At 56.2% G+C, this 22,486-nt stretch carries 23 protein-coding genes; 4 read left to right on the top strand and 19 right to left on the bottom strand.

Annotated elements, in window-relative coordinates; translation table 11 throughout:
* Window positions 1-12 precede the first annotated feature (12 nt).
* From ACR0DS_RS13320 to ACR0DS_RS13280, 9 genes are all read right to left on the bottom strand, one after another.
* Window positions 13-1,053 (bottom strand): c-type cytochrome, encoded by a 1,041-nt coding sequence (locus ACR0DS_RS13320; RefSeq protein ID WP_480483435.1) that lies wholly within the window; start codon window positions 1,051-1,053, stop codon window positions 13-15.
* Window positions 1,037-2,308 (bottom strand): sulfite dehydrogenase, encoded by a 1,272-nt coding sequence (gene soxC, locus ACR0DS_RS13315; RefSeq protein WP_480483437.1) that lies wholly within the window; start codon window positions 2,306-2,308, stop codon window positions 1,037-1,039. Before soxC ends, ACR0DS_RS13320 begins: the two co-directional genes overlap by 17 nt.
* A 65-nt stretch (window positions 2,309-2,373) precedes the next feature.
* Complete coding sequence (soxB, locus tag ACR0DS_RS13310) at window positions 2,374-4,071, bottom strand: thiosulfohydrolase SoxB (protein ID WP_480483439.1); 1,698 nt, start codon at window positions 4,069-4,071, stop codon at window positions 2,374-2,376.
* Window positions 4,072-4,158: 87 nt separating this feature from the next.
* On the bottom strand, window positions 4,159-5,004 hold the full coding sequence (gene soxA / locus ACR0DS_RS13305; RefSeq protein ID WP_480483441.1) for a sulfur oxidation c-type cytochrome SoxA: 846 nt from the start codon (window positions 5,002-5,004) through the stop codon (window positions 4,159-4,161).
* Window positions 5,005-5,074: 70 nt separating this feature from the next.
* The gene (gene soxZ / locus ACR0DS_RS13300; RefSeq protein ID WP_480483443.1) at window positions 5,075-5,404 is read right to left on the bottom strand and encodes a thiosulfate oxidation carrier complex protein SoxZ; all 330 of its coding nucleotides are present in this window, start codon (window positions 5,402-5,404) and stop codon (window positions 5,075-5,077) included.
* Window positions 5,405-5,438: 34 nt separating this feature from the next.
* Entirely contained in the window at window positions 5,439-5,855 is a 417-nt protein-coding gene (gene soxY / locus ACR0DS_RS13295; RefSeq protein WP_480559056.1) for a thiosulfate oxidation carrier protein SoxY, read from the bottom strand.
* Window positions 5,856-5,901: 46 nt separating this feature from the next.
* The gene (gene soxX / locus ACR0DS_RS13290) at window positions 5,902-6,378 is read right to left on the bottom strand and encodes a sulfur oxidation c-type cytochrome SoxX (protein WP_267366181.1); all 477 of its coding nucleotides are present in this window, start codon (window positions 6,376-6,378) and stop codon (window positions 5,902-5,904) included.
* A 131-nt stretch (window positions 6,379-6,509) separates the two neighbouring features.
* A complete protein-coding gene (locus ACR0DS_RS13285; RefSeq protein WP_480559054.1) occupies window positions 6,510-7,088 on the bottom strand; it encodes a thioredoxin family protein in 579 nt (192 codons plus the stop codon).
* A 14-nt stretch (window positions 7,089-7,102) separates the two neighbouring features.
* Window positions 7,103-7,843: a cytochrome c biogenesis CcdA family protein gene (locus ACR0DS_RS13280; protein WP_480559052.1), complete on the bottom strand. Its 741-nt coding sequence runs from the start codon at window positions 7,841-7,843 to the stop codon at window positions 7,103-7,105.
* An 80-nt stretch (window positions 7,844-7,923) separates the two neighbouring features.
* Between ACR0DS_RS13280 and ACR0DS_RS13275 the strand changes: the two genes are divergently transcribed.
* The 3 genes from ACR0DS_RS13275 to ACR0DS_RS13265 are packed head-to-tail and all read left to right on the top strand — an operon-like array spanning window position 7,924 to window position 9,811.
* On the top strand, window positions 7,924-8,298 hold the full coding sequence (locus ACR0DS_RS13275) for a hypothetical protein (RefSeq protein WP_480488022.1): 375 nt from the start codon (window positions 7,924-7,926) through the stop codon (window positions 8,296-8,298).
* A gap of 52 nt (window positions 8,299-8,350) precedes the next feature.
* A complete protein-coding gene (locus tag ACR0DS_RS13270; RefSeq protein ID WP_480483447.1) occupies window positions 8,351-8,707 on the top strand; it encodes a metalloregulator ArsR/SmtB family transcription factor in 357 nt (118 codons plus the stop codon).
* A gap of 42 nt (window positions 8,708-8,749) precedes the next feature.
* On the top strand, window positions 8,750-9,811 hold the full coding sequence (locus tag ACR0DS_RS13265) for a YeeE/YedE family protein (protein WP_480488020.1): 1,062 nt from the start codon (window positions 8,750-8,752) through the stop codon (window positions 9,809-9,811).
* A 92-nt stretch (window positions 9,812-9,903) separates the two neighbouring features.
* Here ACR0DS_RS13265 and ACR0DS_RS13260 read toward each other — a convergent pair whose 3' ends face one another.
* From ACR0DS_RS13260 to ACR0DS_RS13240, 5 genes are all read right to left on the bottom strand, one after another.
* Window positions 9,904-11,709 (bottom strand): ABC transporter ATP-binding protein, encoded by a 1,806-nt coding sequence (locus ACR0DS_RS13260; RefSeq protein ID WP_480483449.1) that lies wholly within the window; start codon window positions 11,707-11,709, stop codon window positions 9,904-9,906.
* Window position 11,710: 1 nt separating this feature from the next.
* Window positions 11,711-12,640: an ABC transporter permease subunit gene (locus tag ACR0DS_RS13255; RefSeq protein ID WP_209507494.1), complete on the bottom strand. Its 930-nt coding sequence runs from the start codon at window positions 12,638-12,640 to the stop codon at window positions 11,711-11,713.
* 10 nt (window positions 12,641-12,650) lie between these two features.
* Window positions 12,651-13,574, bottom strand: coding sequence for an oligopeptide ABC transporter permease OppB (gene oppB, locus ACR0DS_RS13250; protein ID WP_209507493.1), 924 nt, complete (start codon window positions 13,572-13,574; stop codon window positions 12,651-12,653).
* A 66-nt stretch (window positions 13,575-13,640) separates the two neighbouring features.
* Window positions 13,641-15,269, bottom strand: a complete 1,629-nt coding sequence (locus ACR0DS_RS13245; protein ID WP_480483451.1) for a peptide ABC transporter substrate-binding protein — start codon at window positions 15,267-15,269, stop codon at window positions 13,641-13,643.
* Window positions 15,270-15,508: 239 nt separating this feature from the next.
* Window positions 15,509-15,811, bottom strand: coding sequence for a hypothetical protein (locus ACR0DS_RS13240; RefSeq protein ID WP_480483453.1), 303 nt, complete (start codon window positions 15,809-15,811; stop codon window positions 15,509-15,511).
* A 367-nt stretch (window positions 15,812-16,178) separates the two neighbouring features.
* On the opposite strand from ACR0DS_RS13240, the gene ACR0DS_RS13235 reads away from it, so the two are divergent.
* Window positions 16,179-16,319, top strand: coding sequence for a hypothetical protein (locus ACR0DS_RS13235; RefSeq protein ID WP_480483455.1), 141 nt, complete (start codon window positions 16,179-16,181; stop codon window positions 16,317-16,319).
* 195 nt (window positions 16,320-16,514) lie between these two features.
* Here the strand turns inward: ACR0DS_RS13235 and ACR0DS_RS13230 are convergent, their stop codons facing one another.
* The 5 genes from ACR0DS_RS13230 to ACR0DS_RS13210 are packed head-to-tail and all read right to left on the bottom strand — an operon-like array spanning window position 16,515 to window position 22,470.
* A complete protein-coding gene (locus tag ACR0DS_RS13230; protein WP_480559050.1) occupies window positions 16,515-18,026 on the bottom strand; it encodes a class I adenylate-forming enzyme family protein in 1,512 nt (503 codons plus the stop codon).
* Entirely contained in the window at window positions 18,023-19,444 is a 1,422-nt protein-coding gene (sauS, locus tag ACR0DS_RS13225) for an acylating sulfoacetaldehyde dehydrogenase (protein ID WP_480483459.1), read from the bottom strand. Before sauS ends, ACR0DS_RS13230 begins: the two co-directional genes overlap by 4 nt.
* A 60-nt stretch (window positions 19,445-19,504) precedes the next feature.
* The gene (locus tag ACR0DS_RS13220) at window positions 19,505-20,464 is read right to left on the bottom strand and encodes a Bug family tripartite tricarboxylate transporter substrate binding protein (protein WP_480483461.1); all 960 of its coding nucleotides are present in this window, start codon (window positions 20,462-20,464) and stop codon (window positions 19,505-19,507) included.
* Between the two features lie 42 nt (window positions 20,465-20,506).
* Entirely contained in the window at window positions 20,507-20,962 is a 456-nt protein-coding gene (locus ACR0DS_RS13215; protein ID WP_480483463.1) for a tripartite tricarboxylate transporter TctB family protein, read from the bottom strand.
* Window positions 20,959-22,470 carry a tripartite tricarboxylate transporter permease gene (locus ACR0DS_RS13210; RefSeq protein WP_480546023.1) on the bottom strand — a complete coding sequence of 504 codons (1,512 nt, stop codon included), beginning with the start codon at window positions 22,468-22,470 and terminating at the stop codon, window positions 20,959-20,961. Before ACR0DS_RS13210 ends, ACR0DS_RS13215 begins: the two co-directional genes overlap by 4 nt.
* Window positions 22,471-22,486: the final 16 nt, after the last annotated feature.

The raw sequence follows: 22,486 nt of genomic DNA, 5'->3' as shown, positions 1-22,486 counted from the left end.
GCCGCCACATGATCAGCTTCCGAACGACTTAAGGTAAACAATGACAGCGTCGATATCATCCTGTTTCTTGAGGCCGGCAAAGGACATACGTGTCCCCTTCATATAGGCTTTGGGTTTGGCCAGAAATGCAGCCATTTCTTCATCTGTCCAAACCAACCCATCCTCGGCAGCAGCTTTCATCGCCTGAGAGTACTTAAAGCCTTCGGCACCAGCCGCATTGGCACCGGCGACACCGTTCAGTGCCGGACCGGTGCGATGCTTGGCCCCGTCCCCGACCTGATGGCAGGACTTGCACTTCTTGAAAACTTTTTCGCCATTTTCGATCATCTCAGGATCAAGTGCCGCTATGTCCTCAGCAGGTTCATCGACTTCGACGGATGCTTCTTCGGAAACAGCCGCCTGGTCCGGACTGTCAGCCCCGGCTTCGTCAGGCGTTACATCCAGAACGGCGGCGCGCTTGGTGATTTCCACGCCTTCTTTGCAATCCGTCATGCATGGCTCATCCGTCCAGAAATGCGCCTCGGCCGCTTCGCGGTCATCCACGATGAAACCCCCGGCATTCGGCATTTCCACTTCAAGGAAATTTTCGTGCGACAGCGTGAACTCATCATCAACGATGTCGTTGGAATACAGTATATAAGCGACAATCGCGTAAACTTCGTCAGGCTCCAGCGTTTGTGCGTCTCCAAACGGCATCGAACGGTTCACATAATCCCATACCGTCGAAAGGTGCGGCCAGTAAGAGCCCACTGTTTTCAGCGGGTCTTTATCTGCAAGCGTGCCCTCGCCGCCCGCCAGTTTCGGCCAGTTGTCCACACCTTCAGCAAAATCGCCATGACAGATCGCGCACCGTTCGGCAAAGACCTCTTCGCCGGTGAACACGTCGCCAGAACCTTCGGGCAATCCGGTTCCGTCAGGTGCAATGTCGTGGTCCCACGCCGCGATTTCTTCGGGCAACGCAGGGCGCCCAAGTCCTAGCTTGTCTGCATGGGCTGGAACCGCCACGCTCAACCCAAGGGCCGAGGCGGCCAATAGCTTACGATACTTCGACATTTTCCGCCTCTCCGTTTTCCTTGATCCACCAGGTCTGGATACAATTGTTGTGGTAGATCGAGTTCTCGCCCCGCACGTCCCGCAGTTGAGCTTTGCTGGGTTGGACGTAACCGGTCGAATCCTTCGCGCGGGCCTGTAACAGCATCTCTGAACCGTCCCAGTTATAGTCCAGATAAAACCGGGTCAGCGCCTTGTCTGTCCCGGGGGCCGCCAGACGTGCCGGAACCCAGTTCTTGCCACCATCCACCGACACGTCGACGCCGGTAATCGAGCCCCGCCCGGACCAGGCCAACCCGGTGATCACCAACGGCCCCGGCCCATGCGTGATCGGCGCTTGCGGGCTGGGCGATGTGACGACCGATTTGGCGTCCATGACCCATGTCCACTTGCGTGATGTTCCGTCTTCGAGAGTATCCGTATACTTGGATGTCTCTTCGCGGCTTTCGATAGCCATCTCGGTGACCTCGACCCGGCGCAGCCACTTGACCCACATGTTGCCTTCCCAGCCGGGAACGACAAGACGAACGGGATATCCGTGTTCTTTGCGCAAAGCCTCGCCATTGGCTTTGAACGCAACAAGTACGTCGTCCATCGCCTTTTCCAGTGGGATCGAGCGACCATTCGAGGATGCATCCGCGCCTTCGACGTAAACCCATTTGCCTTCAGTCTTTACCCCCGCCTCTTCCAGCAGGGTGCGCAGCGGAACACCGGAATATTCCATGTTGTGGATCATTCCGTGCGTGAACTGCGCGCCGTTGAGCTGCGCACCGGCCCATTCCATACCGGTATTGGCAGCGCATTCGCAAAAATAGATGCGGTTTTCGCGCGGGAAACGTTCCAGATCTTCATATGTGAAGATCAGCGGAGTTTCGACCAGACCGTTGATCATCAGACGGTAGTCCGCCTTGCTCAGCTCGATGGCACCCGAATGGTGCCGCTCGAACGCGCATCCCTGCGGGGTGATCGTGCCGTCCAGCGCGTGGATCGGCGTGAAATTGATCGAACTGATCGTGTCTGCGGTCAACCACTCGACGTTGCGCCGCACGACATCACTCTCGAATTGGATTGGCATGCCGTAGGGGGTTGCATCCACGCCTTCGCCCGTTGCCTGTGCCCATTCCTGAACCTGAGTGATCAGCGGGTCAGGGCCTGCGGCGCGCGCCGCTGAGGCGCCGACCGCACCTACGCCAACCGCGGCGGCACCGCTTAGAAACTGGCGACGCGATGGGGCTTTTGCCCTTGGGTTCTCGCTCATTTTGTTTGCCTCCGTCTTTCGATCAGCAAATCTTGTATTCAATGTTTGACATTCGGTTCGCGCTGTCAGGCTCCGATCACCTCGACCGAGGTATTCGGCTCGACGGTTACGGTGCCCTGACTGCGAATGTGGTTTTCTACGACATCCCAGATGGGCGGGCCTTCGGTGCCCTCGTTGACGCTGGCCCAACCGGCCACAACATAGGATTTCGCCGGATCAATCGCCTCACCTGTCTTGAGCAGGGTCATGTCGCTGATCCGCTGCCCTTGCGGTTTGGTGACATCGATACGGTATCCAAGGCCGCCGACACGCACCATGTCGCCACCCTGCTGGTAATAGGGATCGGGGTTGAACAGGTTGTCGCCAACATCCTCGAGGATCACGTGAATGAATTCACCCGTCATTTCCGTACGATACGCATTCGGATAGGACATCGAAGTGACATTCCAGATATCCTCACGCGTGATCTCCTGACCGGGCAGGATCGAAGGACCCCAGCGCACACCCGGCGACATGGCAATATCCGCCTCGCGCTCGCTGATCAGTGCATCGCAGATCAGATCGTCCCACGTGCCATTGAAGTTTCCGCGCCGATACAGCAGCGAGTCCGTCTTGCCGATCACTTCGCCTAGTGCCGCATCATATGGTGTGCGCTGTTCGTTGATCAGGGCCGTGATTGCCGGATCAGGCGCGATGACGTCTGAAAAGATCGGGATCAGCTTGTGCTTCAGCCCCATCATCTGGCCATCCCGCACATCCAGGTCAACGCGGCTGACGAATTTGCCGTTCGAGCCAGACGCGATGATATGCGTCTTTTCGACTAGAACCGGTTCAGGCAAAGCGTCATGGGTGTGACCGCTCAGGATTACATCAATCCCCTGAACGCGGCTCGCCATCTTTTTGTCCACGTCAAAGCCGTTATGGCTGAGGACGACGACAACATCGGCACCTGCGTCGCGCACCTCGTCCACCATGGCCTGCATGTTCTCATCCCGGATCCCGAACGAGTATTCCGGGAACATCCAACTGGGGTTGGCAATTGGCATATACGGGAAAGCCTGCCCGATAACGGCAACCTTGGCCCCGCCGCGTTCGAAGAACTTGTAGGGCTTGAAAAGCTCCGCAGGTTCATCCCATTCCGCGTCAAAAATATTCTGACCCAGCGCCGCAAAAGGCAAACCTTCAACGATCTCGTTGACCCGCTCGCTGCCCAACGTGAACTCCCAATGGAATGTCATCGCATCGGGCTTGAGTGCATTCATCACGTTGACCATGTCCTGACCCGCCGTCTGATAGCAGGTATACGAGCCATGCCAGGTATCGCCCCCATCCAGCAACAGCGCATCTGGCCGGTCGGCACGGATGGCGTTGATAACGGTCGAAACCCGGTCAAGCCCTCCGACGCGGCCATAGGTCTTCGCCAATGAAGCAAAGTCATTGTAGGTCAGTGCATAGGCGGACGGGCTGCCATCTTCGATCCCGTAAGCCTTGCGAAATGCGGCCCCCGTCACATGCGGCATTTGCCCGCGCGCGTCTCCGATGCCCAGGTTGACCTCGGGCTCGCGGAAGTAAATCGGTTTGAGCTGCGCGTGGATATCCGTGATATGAATCAGGCTGATATTTCCAAAGGTCTCAAATTCCAGCAACTGGTCCTGGGTCAGGCTTTGCTGGGCCGCCAGCCTTGCCCAGTTCCCGAAACCGGATGCCCCGTACAGCGCTGAGGCCGCCATGGAGACCTGTAGAAAATCACGTCGCGATATCATCTGTTGGCTTTCCTATTTCACATATAAATGTGTGAATGTGGCAGAAATGAAAATCCCGCGCCCGGAAATCCCGGCGCGGGTTCGTTGTTACTGACGCACGGCCGGCGTTTCGACCGAAAGCCCGTTGCCGCGCGATGCTACATAAAGCTCCAGTGCCCGGAATTCGTCGGAACCTTCGGCAAAGGTTTCAGCGCGTGTATCACGAATACAGCCGCGGAAACGGTTGTGGCGCGAGATCAGCTTGGCCTGTTTCAGACGATAAGTCGGGAAACCGTTAACCATCCCCTGGCTCAGATGGTCGGCTCGGATCATGTTGCCCCAGTTGTCTTCATGACAGTTGGCGCAGCTCAGCTCCAGCTGACCATATCGGGTGTAGTACATTTCCTTGCCCTGCTCCCAATATGGGGCAGCATCGCCATCAATTGCGACATTCATGGGCAGCCCTCGTGACTGAAAGGCAATCAGCGCGACCATGCCCTGCATATCGGCACCAGACCATTTCCACGCATCTGCTTCCATGCGTTCCGTACGGCACTTGTTGATCAGATCTTCCATTACAACCAGCTTGCCGGTATCCGCATCGACCTTCGGCATGGACGCCTGCAGCCCTTTGAAGCTTTCCACATCATCGTGGCACGAAGAGCAACTTTTGCCAGCCGCGCCATCGACAGCCTCATAAAGATCAGCGGCCTGGTCGACAAAAATCATAGCCGGGTTGTCGAAATCGTCGATCTGCAACGCCTGCGTTTCATCGGTTCTGAAATGCCACCCCGAATAGATCGTATCGAAGTTCTCGACATGGGCCGGGGCCTCGGTCACCGAAACCATTTCCAGTTCTTCGTTGATCACCAGCTTGTCTTCGTCAGGTCCAGCTGTCACTGAAACCGGGAAAGCCAGAACTGCTGCGATCGCCGTGAGTGCTTTTTTATTCATTGCGTTCCTCCCTTGGGTGATCAGCGCAGGTTTTAAGCACCGGCGCTGATCTGCCGTTACGGTCGAGCCGTCAGGCGATCTCGATCGGTTTTTTTGTGTCGTAAACGGACCCGTCATCGTCATACCACGTGAAAACGAATTCCCCGGCTTCAGGCACAGTTGCATCGAACTGAAAGTACGGGTTTGTCGAAATCGCCGGCTCCATCGTCACGTCTATCACCAGCTCTCCGTTAAACTCGCAGGTGAACCGATTGATGATCGAGCGCGGAATGATGTTGCCTTCCTTATCCTTACGCTGGCCACTTTCCATATTGTGGCTGATCAGTGTTTTGATCGTGATTGCTTCGCCAGCAGCGGCTGTTTTTGGAACCTTGACGCGGGGTTTCACACCGGATGCCATTGGTTGTTCTCCTGTTCTTCAGGGCGCGTGGCGATCAGCCGCCGCAGCCGCCAATTGTCACTTTTACGGTTGCCGAGGCCTTGGCAAAGCTGCCATCAACCATTTTGGCCACAGCAATGACATCTTGCGTTCCTGCAAGACGAATGCGGGTCGAAGCCGCCTGTGCAGCAGCCAGCGGGCCAAAGTTGAACGTGGCAACGCCGGGCTCGGGGTTTCCGGCCGCTACGATCAGGATTGCAGCCGCACCCGGCGCGCTGACTTCGATCGGAACGGTATTTCCGTTCTCGGCAATTTCCGGCGCCGTCAGTGTCACACCGCCGTCAGCCATGTCTGCACCGCCCGTAAACGCGGCTATCGCGTCTTCTGCAGCCGCATTTGCGCGGAACGGCATCAGGGTCAGGACCGCAGCGCCCAGACCAAGAGCCAGAGTCTCGCGACGAGAAAATTCCATTTTCAATCTCCTTTGGATCCTCACGAATTCACGCCTGAAAGCGTGATTATTGTTCTTTTAGGGTTGCGAGGAACGCGACGACGTCCTCGATTTCCTGTGCAGTCAGGATTGACGTCAAAGGCCCTGACGGGGCTTTGCCCGTATAGGCGTCGCCCGGGCGGATATAGCCGTCATCCTTGTAGAAAGCCGGCATGACCGTTCCGTCAAACGTCATCTTGGCATTTGCGACCAGTCCTCGAAGCTCCGCCTCGGACCACCGGTCCCCGGCCCCATCCAGCAGCGGACCGACTTCGCCATGGAACGGAATATCCGCCAAAGCCGTGACCTGATGACAGGCCACACAGTTGCCCTTGGATTTCTCGCCCACGATGACCGCACCGTTTGCCGCATCGCCAGCGACGCCGGTCAATGAAGCCTCCACCGCGCCATAATCGTCGAACTGTACCTCTTTTGGTCCTGTTTCTGCCGCGATGGCGGCACTGCCTGTTATGATACAAGCCAAAGTCAAGTGTCTCAGCTTCATGATCCCTCCCATTTGCTACCGCGCCGATGGCGCTTTGCGACCCAAAGCCTCTGTGTACCGTAGTCGACGGGCAGGGTTCATCGCAACATTAAATTCATCTTAATGAATTTTTTTATTTATACTGCACCGCGTCAATCTTGCGAAACATTGTTTCGTTCTTGAATGCGGCGCGCATGATACCGTTGAAAATCTTCCCCATTATCAAGCTCGTACCGTTCTTCATTGACCCAGGTAAAAAGATCGAGGGTCGTTCCCTTGGAGAACGCCCCGGGCATGACCGCAACGGCCGCCTCGATTGCTGTGGCATCCTCTGATACGTCCTCCGGCAGGAAAACCAAAGTAGGGGTGAACAGAATCCCCCATTTGCGCATCAGTGATCTTTGCTCGGCTTCTTCTCCGTCAAAATCGATGGCCATCGTACTTCCGTGTAAGTCCAGCTGAACGACAAAGAAGTTTTCCTCGATATACGCAGACAGGTCGGGTTGGGGGAAAACCTCTTCATGCATCTTTTTGCAGTAGATGCAGCCCTGTTGTTCAATGAACAGAACCAGCCGCTTGCCTTCCCCCGTCGCCTCTTCAAGGTCTTCACGAAGGTCTTTGAACGTGTCCCGCATCCACGGCGTTTTATGCAGACCGTCATCCCCCAGTTCAGCCTCGGAAACCGCCCCAGCAAACAGCCCTGCAATCAAGAACAATACTATCCGTTTCATGGTGTTCTCCCGAATTAGCCAATGGCCGCCAGCCAAGGCATGTGATCCAGCATCCATTGTGCGATTAGATTTATGGAATTGGTCGCGATCAGGATGCCAAAAAGAATCAGTAAGACACCCATCGCCTTTTCAATCATTCCCAGATGTTTCCGGAAACGTGCCATCCATTGCATGAAGGGCCGAACCAGAAAGGCTGCCAGAACAAACGGCGCTGTCATGCCAACCCCATAGACGAACAAAAGCACGGCGCCACGCCAGGCGGTCTCGGTTCCGGCCGCCGTGAACAGGATCGCCGCCAGAACCGGCCCGACGCAAGGCGTCCAGCCAAAGGCAAAAGCCAGCCCCAGAACATATGCCCCGATCACGCTTACATTTGTCGTCTCGCCGATATCTGCACGAAACTGTCGATACAGGAACCCGATGCGGAAAAGACCCAGAAAATGCAGGCCCATCGCGATGATGATGAGCGCAGCGATCCATCGCAGAATGTCGAAATACGCGCGAACCAGCTGACCAAAGATCGACGCCGTGGCCCCAAGCGCCATGAAGACCGTGATGATCCCTGCAGCAAAAGCAATCGCTGACAGGGTCGCCCGACGGCGAACATCCGGGGTGATCGTCGAACCGGCCAAAATCTGCTCCATCCCGACGCCTGCAAGATAGCTGAGGTAGAACGGGACAATGGGCAGAATGCAGGGGGACAGGAACGACAAAAGCCCCGCGATCAGAGCCCCTGCAAACGTGATGTCGAGCATGGTCAAATCCGTCCAGACAGGTTACTATTCACACATTCAAAATAATAAAGGTGTACCACCCAGGTCAATCGGAGCTTTTGATGCGTCACGTAATACATACATTGCTCGTCATCACATTGCTGATCTGGCCTGCTACGTTGCGGGCCGAAATGGTGTTGCTGATGGCCGAAGAAGACGGGTGTATGTGGTGCGCCCGCTGGGACGCCGAAATTTCCGAGATCTACCCGCTGACAACGGAAGGAAAAGCTGCCCCACTGCAACGAACGGACATCCACGCAACCACGCCCGAAGGGATTACTCTGGACCGGCCGCTTTTTTATACGCCGACCTTTGTATTGCTGGAGGACGGTCACGAAATCGGCCGGATCGAGGGTTATCCTGGCGAAGACTTTTTCTGGGGGCTATTGGGTGTTTTACTACGTGACGCCGGAGTTAAGATCGAGAGCTCTGGTTAAATCCTCGGGATTTACATATACTGTTTTGAATACGTGAAGCCACGAAAGCGAGATGATCGTGTTGGACAAACCGTCGAAACTGCCCGTGTTCACCAAGGACATGTGCAACGAGGACTTGGATAGGATGATGGATAACGCCCAGACGGCGTCCAATTTCCTCAAGGCGATCAGCCATGAGGGGCGGCTGATGATTCTGTGCTATTTGTCATCAGGGGAAAAATCCGTCACGCAGATGGAGGAAATGTTGTCGGCCAGACAGGCTGCCGTTTCCCAGCAATTGTCCCGCTTGCGCTTTGAAGGGCTGGTCAAGACACGACGCGAAGGCAAAACGATCTACTACAGATTGGCGGACGACCGGTCGACTCAGATTCTGGAAGTCGTCTACAATCTTTTCTGTCGGGACAAATAGAAGCCCGCGAGAAACACCGCCAGCTTTGGGAGGAGACTGGCCATGTTCGAACTTCTGGGAGACGCCAATACAGTTGCGCTGATCGGTCTGGTTGGCGGCATTGTACTTGGTCTTGCCGCGCGCATTGGGCGGTTCTGCACCTTGGGTGCGATTGAAGATTATCTTTATGCAAATGACGACCGGCGCCTGCGTATGTGGGCCGTTGCGATAGGTGTTGCGATTGTCGGCAGCCATTTGGGCATGGCGTTAGGGTGGATTGATCCGCTCAGCACGACCTATATTGCGCAGACATGGAATCCGATCGGATCGGTCATTGGCGGATTGATGTTCGGATATGGCATGGCCATCAGCGGAAACTGCGGCTATGGCGCGCTTGCACGCCTTGGCGGCGGCGACCTTCGGTCATTCGTCATTGTCCTGATCGTGGGCCTTTCCGCATATGTGGTCATGTCCGGCCCTCTGGCCTACGTCAGGATCTGGCTTTTCCCCGAAGCCATGGATCTCGGTAATCCTCAAAGCGTCAGCTTCCTTGCCGAACGGCTGACGTCGACACCGGCATGGGTTACAGGAACGCTTGTCGGCTCTGCCATAGTAGTATTTGCCCTGACAAATGATCGGTTTCGCAAATCACCTGCGCAGGTTTTATGGGGTGCGGCGGTCGGATTGGCAGTCGTTTCAGGCTGGCTTGGCACCAATTGGGTGGCCACACACGGGTTTGAAGGTGAGACCTTGCAAACACACACGTTTGCCGCGCCTTTGGGTGATACCGTGTTCTATCTCATGACCGCCTCAGGCAACACGCTCTCGTTTGCGGTCGGTTCGGTTTCAGGGGTTCTGATTGGTGCTTTCCTCGGGTCATGGTCAAAAGGTCATTTCCGCTGGGAAGCCTGCGAAGATCCACGTGAGCTTAAGCGGCAGATGCTGGGGGCGGCGATAATGGGGCCCGGAGCAATAATTGCGGTTGGATGCAGTGTCGGACAAGGCATCTCCGCTTTTTCTCTGCTGGCCTATAGTGCGCCCATAACCTTTGCGGCGATCTTTGCCGGAGCGGCCCTTGGCCTGCGACAGCTTGTATCAGGATTGTCTTTCATTCCAGAACGTTAAGCCCCGCCATAGGCTGCGGTTTCTTCGAACAGACCCTGCGCAGGTTTTCGGGGCATTCATCAAGCCACGAAAACCTGCAACAGACCTTTCGATCAGCCATTGGCCATGATGGAATCCAGTGTGTCATGTTCCGCTACAAAATGGTCTGGTGCGACCTCCTGCAGCTTTGGAACATAATCACTGTGACCGTTGACCAGCCGACTGGGCAAGAAACGCAACGCGGCTTTGGGATCCAGCGGCGATGGCAGCTCACCCGGCAGTTTGAGGCGCTGCCGCGTCCGCTCCACATCCGGGTCCGGTATCGGCACGGCCGAAATCAGCGATTGAGTATAAGGGTGGATCGGTTCCGAGCAGATCACCTCACCGTCACCCATTTCCACAATTCGCCCGAGATACAGAACCATGATCCGGTTCGATACCGCACGCACAACCGACAAGTCATGGCTGATGAAAATCATCGACAGGCCAAATTCCTGCTGAAGTTCCTTTAGCAGCGCGACAATCTGCGACTGAATGGAAACGTCCAGCGCTGAAACCGCCTCGTCGCAGATAATCAGCCTGGGCTTGTTGATCATCGCCCGCGCAATGCCGACGCGCTGGTTCTGACCTCCGGACAGCTCGTGCGGGTAACGGTTGATCATGTTGGCCTGCAGCCCGACCCGCTCCATCATCGCAGCGACCATCTGTTTGCGTTCCCGGTCCGTCAGATCGGGGCGGTAGGTTTTCAGCGGTTCAGCAATCGACGCTGAAATGGTCATGCGCGGATCAAGACTGGCCAAAGGGTCTTGGAACACGATCTGCAGGTCCTTGCGGTATTTGTTCAGCTCGGACCGCTTCAATCCGACGATCGGATGGCCCAACCAGCTGACGCCCCCCGCGCTGGGTTCGATCAGTTGCAAGACCGCGCGCGCCAGTGTCGATTTTCCGCAACCGGATTCGCCCACGACACCCAGAGTTTCGCCCTTGCGAATATCAAAACTGACACCGTCGACAGCTTTCAGCGGAACCTTGCGCCCGAACAACCCGCCAGAGACATGAATGGGGAAATGAACCTTGACGTCATCGACCTTGAGAAGGGGTTCTTCGGCCTTTTCCAAAGCGCGCGGCGCGTCGCCGGCATCAATCCGGGGCATCGCCTCCAGCAGGGCCCGCGTGTATTCATGTTGCGGATTTCGGAACAGCCCGCGCGTTTCACCGTCTTCGACGAATTCGCCCATCCGCATGACCTGAACCCGGTCGCACATGCGCGCAACGACGCCCATGTCATGCGTGATCAGTGCAATTGCGGTGCCTTCATCCTTTTGCAGATGAACCATCAGATCAAGGATGTCTGCCTGAACAGTAACATCCAGCGCCGTCGTCGGCTCGTCCGCAATAAGCAGTTTGGGACTGCACAGCATCGACATCGCAATCATCACACGCTGTCGCATTCCACCGGATAATTCGTGCGGGAACTGGTCCAGACGGCGGCCCGCTTCGGGAATTCGCACCCTGTCCAACCACTCCAGACAGCGCGCGCGCGCGGCTGACCCCTTCAGGCCCTCGTGGACCTGCAGCACTTCACGCATCTGTTGCCCAATCTTCAGATGTGGCGTTAATGCAGTCAGAGGATCCTGAAAGATCATGCCCACATCGTCGCCGCGGATCTGGTTCAGCTTGTTCACCGGCAGGTTCAAAATCTCCTGACCGTTCAGCTTGGCTGACCCGCTGGCATGTCCGGCAGGGGGCAGCAAACCCATTGCCGCCATGAAGGTCTGGCTTTTGCCAGATCCACTTTCACCGACGATACCAAGGCATTCGCCCGGATTAATATCAAAACTGATATCCTTGACCGCCTCAACGACACCATCGGGGGTGTCAAACCGGACGCTCAGGTTCTTTACGGAAAACAGACTCATATCAGCGGTCCTTCGGGTCCAAAGCGTCACGCAGACCATCGCCGATGAAGAACATCGTGATGATGATGGCGACATAGAATGTCAGCGGGAACATCAATTGCCACAGCGTTCCATAGCCCATGGTTCCCGCCCCTTCTGCTATCAGTCTTCCCAGTGACGTGTAGGGTTCGGAAATCCCCAGACCCAGGAATGAGATGAAGCTTTCGGTCAGGATCATCTCGGGCACCAGAAGCGAGGCATAGACGATCACGACACCCAACAGATTGGGCAGGATATGGCGATACATGATCGTAAATTCACTGACGCCCGCCGCTCGGGCGGCCTCGATGAATTCACGGTTCTTCAGGGCAAGCGTCTGCCCGCGCACGATACGTGACATGGTCAGCCAACCAACCGCACCCAATGCGATGAAAAGCGTGAAGAAGGATCGCCCGGCAACAACCAGCAGAAGGATGATGATCAGAGTTGTCGGGATAGCCAGAAGGATGTCGACGAAACGCATCATCGCGCCATCCGTCCGCCCGCCAAAGTACCCGGCAGTAATGCCATAACACGTTCCAACGATCAGAGCGGTCGCCGCCCCGATCAACCCAACAAGCAAGGACGTCGTGGTTGCCTGAATGACGCGGCTGTACAAATCGCGCCCCAGATCGTCGACACCGAAATAGTGACCCGTTTCCATCGACGGCATTCCCATGCCCCGGACATCGCCCATGACATTCCAGTCGATCTCTTCATTGCTCCAGACGGCAAAATACGGGCCTATGATCGTGAACAACACGATAAGCAGCAGAATGAACACACTGGCCATTGCCGCTTTGTTTCGTACAAAGCGCATACGTGCATCCTGCCAGAGCGAACGCCCCTGAACGGCTGTATAATCGGTGATTTCTTCGGCCAGATGCGCGGCTTTTTGTGATTTTCCTAGCATATCCAGCCCCTCAGTAGCGGATCTTCGGATCGAACCAGGCATAGGCCAGATCGGTCAGCAGGTTTACCAGAACGGTCAGAACGCCATAGAGGATCGTAACCCCAAGCAGCACGGCATAGTCGCGTGACAAGGCCGAGCCGACATATGCCTGCCCCAGACCACCGGTCGAGAAATAGATGTCAACAAAGACGGACCCGGTCAGCACATAGACAAACACCGGCCCCAGATAAGATACGACCGGCAGCAATGTCGGCTTCATCGCATGGCGCCAGATCACGGTTCTAGTCGGCAGGCCCTTGGCACGGGCGGTTCTGATGAAGTTCGAATTCAGAACCTCCAGCATTGAAGACCGGGTGATCCGCGCAATCGACCCCATGTAAGATGTCGCAAGGGCAATAACCGGCATGATCAGATAGGGCCACTGACCACCATTCCACCCACCGCCGGGCAACCATCCCAGCCACAGGGTGAAGGTCAGGATCAGGATCGGACCCATGATGAAGTTGGGCAGCGCCTGCGCTGCAATCCCCAGCCCAACCGCAAAGTAGTCGATCCAGCTGTTGTGCCGGATTGCGGCGGCAATCCCCAGTCCGATGCCCACCACAGTAGCGACCAGAAAGGACAGCGACCCATAGGTCAGCGAGATCGGAAAGCCCTGCGCGATGATGTCGTTCACATCGCGGTCCTTGAACTTGAAAGACGGGCCAAAGTCGAAATGCACAACGATATTGTACAGATAATCCCAGAGTTGCTTCCACAACGGCTGGTCCAGGCCGTACCGCGCCTCGATATTGGCCAGAACCTGCGGCGGCAGTGTCCGTTCCGAGGTAAAGGGCCCACCGGGCGCATAGTGCATCAAGAAGAAACAGGCGACGATCAGCAGCAGAATCGTCGGTATGGCGGTCAGGACCCGCCGAATGACATAGGCAAGCATTCAATGCCCCCAATAGATGGCGCTGCCCCGAAGAAAACTTCGGGGCAGGTCATGGTCAGAAGATGATTACTCGGCGATTTTGTAGAGGTTCTTGGAGTACCAGTTTTGCTCTACGTTTTTGACCGGCCAGTTTCCGACATCGCTATCCATCATGTAGACACCAGCATAGTGATAGATCGGGATAACGGGGGTTTCCTGAGCGATAATACGCTCGACCTCGGTGTACAGCGGAGCCGGATCGTCCGAAGTTTTGGCTTCGGCCAGCAACTCGTCCACGCGGGCATTGTTATACTTGCCGTCGTTGTAGCCCGAATCCGACTGCAACAGGTCAAGGAAGGTTGAGGCTTCGTTATAGTCACCACACCACGCGCCGCGGGCCAGATCAAAGTTCTGGTTGCCCCGCTCTTCCAGGAAGACTTTCCATTCCATGTTGGCCAGTTCAACATTGGCGCCCAGTTTTTGCTTCCACATCTGGCTCAGCGCGACGGCAACTTTCTTGTGGGCTTCCGAAGTGTTGTAGACCATCGAGAAGGTCAGAGGGTTATCCGCGCCGAAGCCGGCCTCGGCCAGCAGTTCCTTGGCCAGTTCATCGCGCTCAGCCTGGCTCATCGATGCCATTTCAACGACCGGGACAGTAAAACCTGCGGTTGCTTCTGGCACGAATGTATACGCGGGCGGCTCGCCACCGGCCTTGATATTCTTGGTAATGATGTCCCGGTCAACGGCTAGCGACAGGGCCTGACGAACTTTGGGATCCTTGAATTCTTCAGGGCCGCTGTCCGACACGTTAAACGTGTAGTAGTAGTTGCACAGGCGCGGGAAGCTGATAGCCTCGCCCGGATGCTCTTCCTGCAGACGCGGGAATTGACCGGCGGGAACTTCGGTCCGGTCCAGTTCACCGGCCAGATAGCGGGTCAGGGCTACGTTTTCGTCATTGATGACCAGTGCCACAACCTTGTCGATGATGGTGTTGTCATTGTCCCAGTACATCTCGTTGCGCTCACGTACCGAACGTTCCTGCGGCAGGTGCTCGGTCAAAACATACGCGCCATTCGACACGATGTTTCCGGGCTTGGTCCATTCATCGCCAAATTCCGCGATCACCTTCTGAGGTGCCGGGAAGGTCGTCGAATGCGTTGTCATCTGCGGGAAATACGGCAGCGGCGCGCTCAGCGTGACTTCCAGGGTCGTGTCATCGATGGCTTTGACACCCAGATCATCAACCGGCTTTTCGCCTGCGATGATCGCTGATGCGTTTTCGATCGACATCAGCTCCATGAACCACGCGTAAGGAGAGGACAGCGCCGGATCAACCGCGCGTTTCCATGCGAAAACGAAATCTCCGGCGGTTACCGGGTCGCCATTCGACCATTTAGCATCGCCGCGCAGTGTGAAGGTATAGACTTTCTTGCTGTCATCGACGGTGTAACCTGTGGCAACGCCCGGAACCAGATTGCCATCCTCATCCTGGTTCATCAGCCCTTCAAACAGGTCGCGTACAATTTCAGCACCGGAAACGTCTTCGACAACCTGCGGATCGACCGAGCTGTGCTCGTCCAGAATGCGGTAGGTAAAGGTTTGATCGTCCGCCAGCGCTTCGCCGGTTTCAGGATGCGTGCCAGCGGCAAACGCGGCACCTGTGATCATGGTCGACGACAAAAGCCCCGCCACTGAGTTCCGAATGTATCTGTTCATGATTTCTCTCCCATATGTTCGTCGCCGCGCGGCCCCACTTGATCGGGGTCGCACGCAGCAGCCGGATTAGACCGACGCCCGCTGGGACTTCGTCCATTTCGATTTTGGTTTTGCCAATTCGCAAGGAACACTGCGTCGCAGCTTTCTTGGTTTCTGTCGGTAAAGAAGTTGCGAAAGTTGTCTTTCACTGCATTGAACCGTGACATCTTTTGGCTCTGGGATAAAGCCTTGATGAAATTTTAGGCAACCACAAGCAGAAATATCTCCGACGACCTATCGCTGGCAATTTTCTGAGGATCAGCTCGGTCTTCGTGACATTTTCGTGAAGCCACGCGAAATCCGAACAATCCTTCGTGCCCGAATGGCGACAGCATTCTGGCCTCGGACAAACCAAAAAATACGCGAATCAGTGACGTCATTTCAGCAAGCCTGTGGTCCATTACATGTATCACACGGTTCAGAATACCACGGGTCAGATCACTGAGCTTTGTCAGGCTCTGTTGCACAGAGTCGAGCGCGCCGAGTAGTTCGGGTGATCGCATGGGCCTTTCCGTCGACACGCAGCTTCGGCGATTGCAGTGGCATGACCGGCATGACCCCGAATATCCAGAACCTCTCCTAACGCATTGCAGAACATATCGAAGAACCTTCTAACGGAGACCACCCGGCTATTATCGCACAAGCGGGCCGCTTTGGCGGCTGGTCGTTTTATGTTGAAAATGGCGTTCCAGCCTATGCCTACAACTGGTTGGGGATCGAGATACTTACCGTTTCGGCGTCCGAATCTGTGACCGAAGGTACTCATGAAATCGTCCTCGATTTAGATTATGACGGTGGAAGCCCTGACAAAGGTGGGACGGCACCCTCTTTGTTGACGAGATGCAGGTGGCACAGGGCAGGACCGACCAGATGCAGGCCATCATCTTTTCGGCGGACGAAACAGCAGACGTTGGCTTCGACCTTTCCACACCGGTGGCCAAAGCGAACGGCGCCGAAGCAGCTTTGCGTTTTACCTGCAAGGTAATCTCGGTGACGGTGGCGGTTGAGTAAGATCGCTCCGAAAGAGGAGAGGCGTTCAGGCATCTGCCACAACGGGTGCCTGGAACCGTTGATGTAAACACGCTTATCATGACGATTGAAAGGCTTTCGGCACTGCTGAAGCTGGCGACGTGAATTGCTTTTGTGGCTATTCCCGCTGTTGTTTTGGCATTTATTTTTCAGGTAGAGTCGGACCGGCATTGCCATCTACATTTTCAAGTCGCTCGCCTCCTCGCTAACGATTTGTAGGATCCTGTTTCTCTGGATCTTTCCCGAAGGGCCCTTTGGAAGATCAATCAGAATATGAACTTTGTCAGGAGACTTGAAACGGCCTAGCTGGGACTCACAGATCTTTGACAAAGCTTGCGGCGTCAATTCAGAACCTTCTCGAATTTTGACCGCTGCCTCGACGGTTTCACCGTAGCTTTTGCAAGGGCGGGCAAAGGCCGCAGCTTCAACAACGTCGGGGTGTGAATAAAGCGCCTCGTCAATCTCACGAGGGGCTATATTCTCCCCTCCCTTAATGATCAGTTCTTTCAATCGACCGGTCACATAAACATACCCGTCCTGATCCATGCGGGCGAGATCTCCGGTCAGCAACCAGCCATCCGAAGTAAATGTGCCCGCAGTAGCATCCGGGTCATTGAGGTACTCCAGCATCACATTCGGACCGCGTATGACCAACTCACCTTCTGTTCCGGTAGGTACAGGCCGAAGTTCCGCGTCCAGAATTGCAACCTCATTTCCATATGCAATGCCGGGTGAACCAATCTTCCGAACGCCGGGGGGCAGCGGGTTTGACAGAATCTGAGCGGCAGTTTCCGTCAAGCCCATGGTTTCCACGATTGGGATTTCGAAACGATCCTCAAAGCCACGCTGCACGTCCGGCGCCAAGGCTGACGACGCAGAGCGCCCGAAACGCACGCGTTGCCGGGTTTGCGCATCCGGACCAGTCTCAGAGTGCAGCAGGTGCGAGATAATGGTCGGAACGACCGAGAACCACGTTGCCTCGGCCTTTCCAAGATTGTCCCAGAACTTGCTGGAAGAAAATCGTTCGCACACGGCCAACGATCCGCCTGAGACCAGTGTTCCCATCACCGTCACGCAGAGCCCGTTAATATGATAGATCGGCAAGACGCAAAACCCGCGATCAGCCTCGGACAATTCATGGGCAATTTTGGTCGTCCAACCCCCTGCCAACAGGCTGGAATGTGTGTGGACCACCCCCTTGGGGCGACCGGTTGTTCCGGATGTATACATCAACAACGCGTGGCTATGAGGCGAGAGGCTATGCAGGTTGCTGCCGGACTCAACGGCATCTGCCACCTTCAACTGTTTGATTTTCGCAGGATTGGCCGTTCGCCTGAACAGGTCCGTTTGATCGGAATGTACAAATCCATAGCATGCGCCGCTGTGTTCCAGCGCGTAGGCAACGGCGCTGTCACCCGCGACAAGATTGATCATCGTGGCCCGAAACCCGCCATAGAGAACGCCAAAAAGGACCTCAAGCGCTTCCCGGCAATTGGGGTAGAGGATGGCGACGCTTTCTCCCTTCGCCACACCCCGTTCGGTCAACATGCTTGCGATGCGGCGAGCTGAGTCACGCAATTCACCCCAATTCAGGTCCCGCGCCCCGTCCGGGAAAACGAACCCGGTTCCCCCGCGGCTTGCCCGACGGTCAAGCCAGTCCCGGACGGTTCCCTTGGGTGGTTCGATCATTGCCCCGCCTCCGACCAATAGCCGCCAAATATCGCTTCCAATTCGGGCTCGCGCGGCGGCGTTTCACGGATGATCTTTGTCGTTTGTACGAAATGCCGCCAATGCAGATTGGTGTCGATGGAATTGCCTCCCCAACTGCCGCAGCCCATTGACAGCGAAAAGGGCATGCAGTTGGTGAAGCTGCCACCAGTGGCAAAGGTATGCGCCTGGTTTACAATGACCCGGCAGGTGGGCAGGTCACGACCCAACCCAACCGCGCGCGCGTCGTCGCTGGTATGGATTCCGACAGAATGCCCCGCGCCCTGGTGTTCCAGAATACGAGCCGCGATTACCTTGGCTTCTTCAAAATTTGCCGCTCGATAAAGCGCCAGAACCCGGCTGAGCTTTTCCCCCGACAAAGGATGATCCGGGCCAATTCCGTCAGTTTCCACGGCTAGGAACTTGGTCCCCTCGGGGACCTTATCCGCCATATCCAGTGCTTCAAGCATCTTGCCAGCGTCCTGCGCGATTACAGATCGGTTGAGATGCCCATCGGGCCACAGCCGTGCGATGATGTTTCCAGCCTCGGAAGATGGCACCAAGGCACCGCCTTCAACGGCGATCGCGGCGACAAAGGCGTCATAGACCGCATCTACAACAACCAGCGCATTTTCAGACGAGCAGGACGTCGCGTTGTCGAAGCATTTCGATGCCGTGATCTTGGAAGCAGCTGCGGCCAAATCTGCGGTTTCGTCCACAATCACCGTCACATTGCCCGCACCAACCGCCACTGCTGGCGTTCCACAGGATTGCGCGCGTTGGACGTTGTTCTGGCTGCCGGTACAGATCACGCGATCTACGGCTTCCATCAACCTTTGTGTCTTGGCCTTGGATCCGGGCGCAGGGATCATCTGGACCAGATCGCAATCGAGGCCGAGCTTGTCAAACTCTGAATGGATAAAAGCGATCAGCATCTCGCAGGAAGCGACTCCTTTGGGGGATGGTGCCACCACGATGGAGTTGCCTCCTTTGAGCGCATTGATGATATTGTTCGCCGGCGTCGCAGCGGGGTTGGTCGATGGAACCACAGCACCGATTACACCGATTGGACGTGCAATCTCGGTCATGCCGGTTGCTGGATTGTCGCTAATGATGCCGTGGGTTTTCACGTCAGCGATATCGCGCAACAAGCCCAGAGTCTTGCGGTGGTTCTTTGTAATCTTGTCCGGAACATTACCCAGACCGGTGGTCGCAACAGCGATTTCCGCCAGTGCCCGATTGCGTGTTGGCTCCATGATTGCCCATCCCGCCGCCAGCGCCGCCTTGTCGTACAGCGCCTGACTGCCGCTTTCTTCAAAGGTCGCTTGGGCCTTGCGCGCATGCGCTACTATGCGATCAACTTCGTCGATCTCGGGGGAAACCCCTTCCTGAGCGTTCATCTCGGTCCTCGATTGTTTGATCGGGGCGGACCCACTCCGCCCCGTAGGGAGTTGACTGGTTCAGAGCCCAGCCAACAATTCGTTCAGTGTTTGCTGACGTTTCTCCCACATCTTGATCACTTCATCGCGTGTCATGATGTGCATGGGCGATCCGCCGGCTTCCATCTTTTTCACCACACGATCGTTGGCGAACATCTCGGGAACCGTTTCCGCAAGTTTCTCGATCACCTCGGGCGGCGTTCCCTTGGGTACCATCACGCCCCGGAAATTGACCGACGAGTTGTCGACATCGAGCCCCTGTTCCATCATGGTCGGCACGTCGGGCAGGAACGCGTTTCGCTCAAGATCTGCGACACCCAGGATTTTGACGTTGCCCGCCTCTTTTGCGCGGAACGCATCCGACAGGTTGTTTATACCACCCATGACTTCGCCAGCAATTACCGCTTTCATGGCCGCCGCGCCACCACCTTTGGTCGGGATATAGGCCATCGTTGTTCCTGCAGCCTTGTCGATTTGAAGAGCCGCAATGTGGTGACCAACAAAAAGCCCAGCCCCGGACACGGTCAGCTTGCCGGGGTTTTCCTTGGCATATGCGACAACACCTTCCATCGAGTTGAACGGGCTGTCCGCACCAACCACGAAGACAGCCGGGTCGGCGCCCCAGTTGGCGATGGGCTCAAAGCTGTCGACCGAATACTCGACCCCACCCTTAATAGATTGGGCGATGAAATGTGGAACATTGTAGGCAGCAAGCGTGTAGCCATCGGCGTCGGCCTGGGTTGCGAACCAGTTCCAACCCACACGCCCTCCGGCGCCCGGTTTGTTTATGATGGCGATTGGCATTCCCAGCGCGTCTTCATTCCCGGATGTCATGGTGACAATCCGCGCCTGAAAGTCGGTTGCGCCACCAGCGCCGTAACTGACCATCATCATGATTGGGCGTTCGGGATACTCCTCGGCAACCGCCGCGCCCGCCAGGCTCGTGAGGGCCAGTGCCGCCCCTGTAATCAACCGTTTCATTTGCGTTTCCTCCCTATTTTGGTTCATCCGCATCCCTTGCGGTCAGAACAGAAATTCCCTTGGTGTGTAGACTTGCAGAAGCATGGCAAAGAGCCCGTACATCACCGCCACAAAGATCGCTGTGATGACACCGCGCTTGACCCAGGTTTTGGCTTCGGAATGTGGGTCTGGATCGTAAATCGACAGCAGAATGAAAAACGCGATTGCCGTTGCTGTGTAGAACCCCAGCGATTTGGACGCCCAGAAGACATAGATAAGGGTGACGAACAGGCCCGGCAGCATGTTGATGAACATCATGCGGGTCACGCCGTTGCCTACCTTGGACAATCCCATCAGCGCTTTGCCGAAGGTCCACCCTGCCAAAACCACAAAGACCGAAGCGATAAGACGCGGAAATAGAAATGCCTCGACCGGTTGCTGAGTAAAGCTGACCCAGGTTACCCAAAGTCCTACAGCAAAAACCAAACCCGACCCGATTATGTGTTGTGTGCGGTTCATGCCTGTGCCTCCTCTTTGGTGGTATAGCGCCGGTGGCGAAGTTCCATCCAAACCGAGTAGGCAATTGAGGCCAGTACAACGGCGATCAGCAGAAGATTCAATCCGCCCGTCAAGAAGTAAGAGGCTTTGCCGACGGTCGCGTCCGCGATCATTCCGCCCTGAATGAAGTTGGCTTCGGCAATCGGACCAAGGATCAATCCCAGAACCAACGGAGCAGCCGAGAATCCAAATCGTTCCAGAAAGAACATCCCGATGCCAAGGCACGCCATGACGTAAACATCCCCCATCGAACTCTGAACCGAGTAGGCGCCGAAGACCGAAAGGGCCAGAACAATGGCCGCCATGACCGATTGCGGCACCTGCGCGACACGCGCGGCCAGACCGGCAATGTATAGGCCGAAGACGCACATCAGGACCTGGCCGATCAGCATGGAGTTTATGAACGTCCACGCCACGTCCGGGTGGTTGTCGAACAGATCCGAGCCCGGGAAAATTCCGTGAATCAGCAGCCCGCCCAGCAAAACGGCTGCGGTTGGGCTACCCGGGATCGACAAGGTCAACAACGGTACCAGAGATGGGCCCACCATCGCATTGTTGGCGGACTCCGCGGCAATTACGCCCTCGGAATGACCCGTGCCGAACTTGTCCTTCTCGGCTGAAAACTTCTTACTCTGATCATAGGCAACCAGCCCGGCAATTTGCCCGCCAACGCCTGGGATCAGGCCAATGATGGAACCTGTCAGTGTGCCGATGCTTAGTGCTCGGGTACGGCTGAACAATTCTCGCAATGCGGCCATGATCGAATGGCGCTGTACTTCGATGACTTCAGCACCCGTGTCGTGGCGTCCCTTTGCAAACATCGTCAGCACCTGAGGGATCGCGAACAGACCGATCAGTGCCGCGATAATGTTGATGCCGCCGCCCAGTGCAGGGTGAAAGATAAAGCGTTGCGCGCCCATAATGTCGTCGAAACCGACTGTCGCCAGCCACAATCCGATACAACCCGATAGCAAACCTTTGACCACGGATGCAGAATCTAGCGTGCCGATCACAGTCACCCCTAAAATGGCCAGCCAGAACAGGTGTGAGGGGCCAAACGCCAGCGCCCATTTGGCCAAAACCGGTGTCAGAAAGATCAATAGGAGCACACCGAAGATGCCGCCAACCGCCGAGGCCAGAAACGACAGTTGCAGCGCCCGCGCCCCTTGTCCCTGCTTGGCCATGGTGTGGCCGTCCAGAGTGGTGGCAATATTGGCTGGAGCGCCTGGGATTTTCAGTAAAATTGCACTCACCGCGCCACCAGCAACGGTCGAGGTATAGGCGGCTCCCAGCAAGATCAGCCCCTGTGCGGCCTCAAGCTGGAAGGTGAACGGAATCAAAAGGGCAACCGCCATCGTTGGTGACAAGCCTGGTGTCGCGCCCAGGATCAGCCCTCCGATCGTGCCGCCCAAAAGCAGCAAGAACGACATCGGTGTGAACACATCCCCGAAGTAGTAAATGAATTCCATCCAGTGCCTCCCAACC

The organism is Ruegeria sp. AF5 (genome assembly GCF_056541905.1).
This window is presented reverse-complemented; position numbering and strand designations above follow the sequence as displayed.

Coding starts and splice junctions, on each gene's coding strand:
- ACR0DS_RS13320 (WP_480483435.1), bottom strand. CDS start 1,053: ATGTCGAAGTATCGTAAGCTATTGGCCGCCTCGGCCCTTGGGTTGAGC.
- soxC (WP_480483437.1), bottom strand. CDS start 2,308: ATGAGCGAGAACCCAAGGGCAAAAGCCCCATCGCGTCGCCAGTTTCTA.
- soxB (WP_480483439.1), bottom strand. CDS start 4,071: ATGATATCGCGACGTGATTTTCTACAGGTCTCCATGGCGGCCTCAGCG.
- soxA (WP_480483441.1), bottom strand. CDS start 5,004: ATGAATAAAAAAGCACTCACGGCGATCGCAGCAGTTCTGGCTTTCCCG.
- soxZ (WP_480483443.1), bottom strand. CDS start 5,404: ATGGCATCCGGTGTGAAACCCCGCGTCAAGGTTCCAAAAACAGCCGCT.
- soxY (WP_480559056.1), bottom strand. CDS start 5,855: ATGGAATTTTCTCGTCGCGAGACTCTGGCTCTTGGTCTGGGCGCTGCG.
- soxX (WP_267366181.1), bottom strand. CDS start 6,378: ATGAAGCTGAGACACTTGACTTTGGCTTGTATCATAACAGGCAGTGCC.
- ACR0DS_RS13285 (WP_480559054.1), bottom strand. CDS start 7,088: ATGAAACGGATAGTATTGTTCTTGATTGCAGGGCTGTTTGCTGGGGCG.
- ACR0DS_RS13280 (WP_480559052.1), bottom strand. CDS start 7,843: ATGCTCGACATCACGTTTGCAGGGGCTCTGATCGCGGGGCTTTTGTCG.
- ACR0DS_RS13275 (WP_480488022.1), top strand. CDS start 7,924: ATGCGTCACGTAATACATACATTGCTCGTCATCACATTGCTGATCTGG.
- ACR0DS_RS13270 (WP_480483447.1), top strand. CDS start 8,351: ATGATCGTGTTGGACAAACCGTCGAAACTGCCCGTGTTCACCAAGGAC.
- ACR0DS_RS13265 (WP_480488020.1), top strand. CDS start 8,750: ATGTTCGAACTTCTGGGAGACGCCAATACAGTTGCGCTGATCGGTCTG.
- ACR0DS_RS13260 (WP_480483449.1), bottom strand. CDS start 11,709: ATGAGTCTGTTTTCCGTAAAGAACCTGAGCGTCCGGTTTGACACCCCC.
- ACR0DS_RS13255 (WP_209507494.1), bottom strand. CDS start 12,640: ATGCTAGGAAAATCACAAAAAGCCGCGCATCTGGCCGAAGAAATCACC.
- oppB (WP_209507493.1), bottom strand. CDS start 13,574: ATGCTTGCCTATGTCATTCGGCGGGTCCTGACCGCCATACCGACGATT.
- ACR0DS_RS13245 (WP_480483451.1), bottom strand. CDS start 15,269: ATGAACAGATACATTCGGAACTCAGTGGCGGGGCTTTTGTCGTCGACC.
- ACR0DS_RS13240 (WP_480483453.1), bottom strand. CDS start 15,811: ATGCGATCACCCGAACTACTCGGCGCGCTCGACTCTGTGCAACAGAGC.
- ACR0DS_RS13235 (WP_480483455.1), top strand. CDS start 16,179: ATGCAGGCCATCATCTTTTCGGCGGACGAAACAGCAGACGTTGGCTTC.
- ACR0DS_RS13230 (WP_480559050.1), bottom strand. CDS start 18,026: ATGATCGAACCACCCAAGGGAACCGTCCGGGACTGGCTTGACCGTCGG.
- sauS (WP_480483459.1), bottom strand. CDS start 19,444: ATGAACGCTCAGGAAGGGGTTTCCCCCGAGATCGACGAAGTTGATCGC.
- ACR0DS_RS13220 (WP_480483461.1), bottom strand. CDS start 20,464: ATGAAACGGTTGATTACAGGGGCGGCACTGGCCCTCACGAGCCTGGCG.
- ACR0DS_RS13215 (WP_480483463.1), bottom strand. CDS start 20,962: ATGAACCGCACACAACACATAATCGGGTCGGGTTTGGTTTTTGCTGTA.
- ACR0DS_RS13210 (WP_480546023.1), bottom strand. CDS start 22,470: ATGGAATTCATTTACTACTTCGGGGATGTGTTCACACCGATGTCGTTC.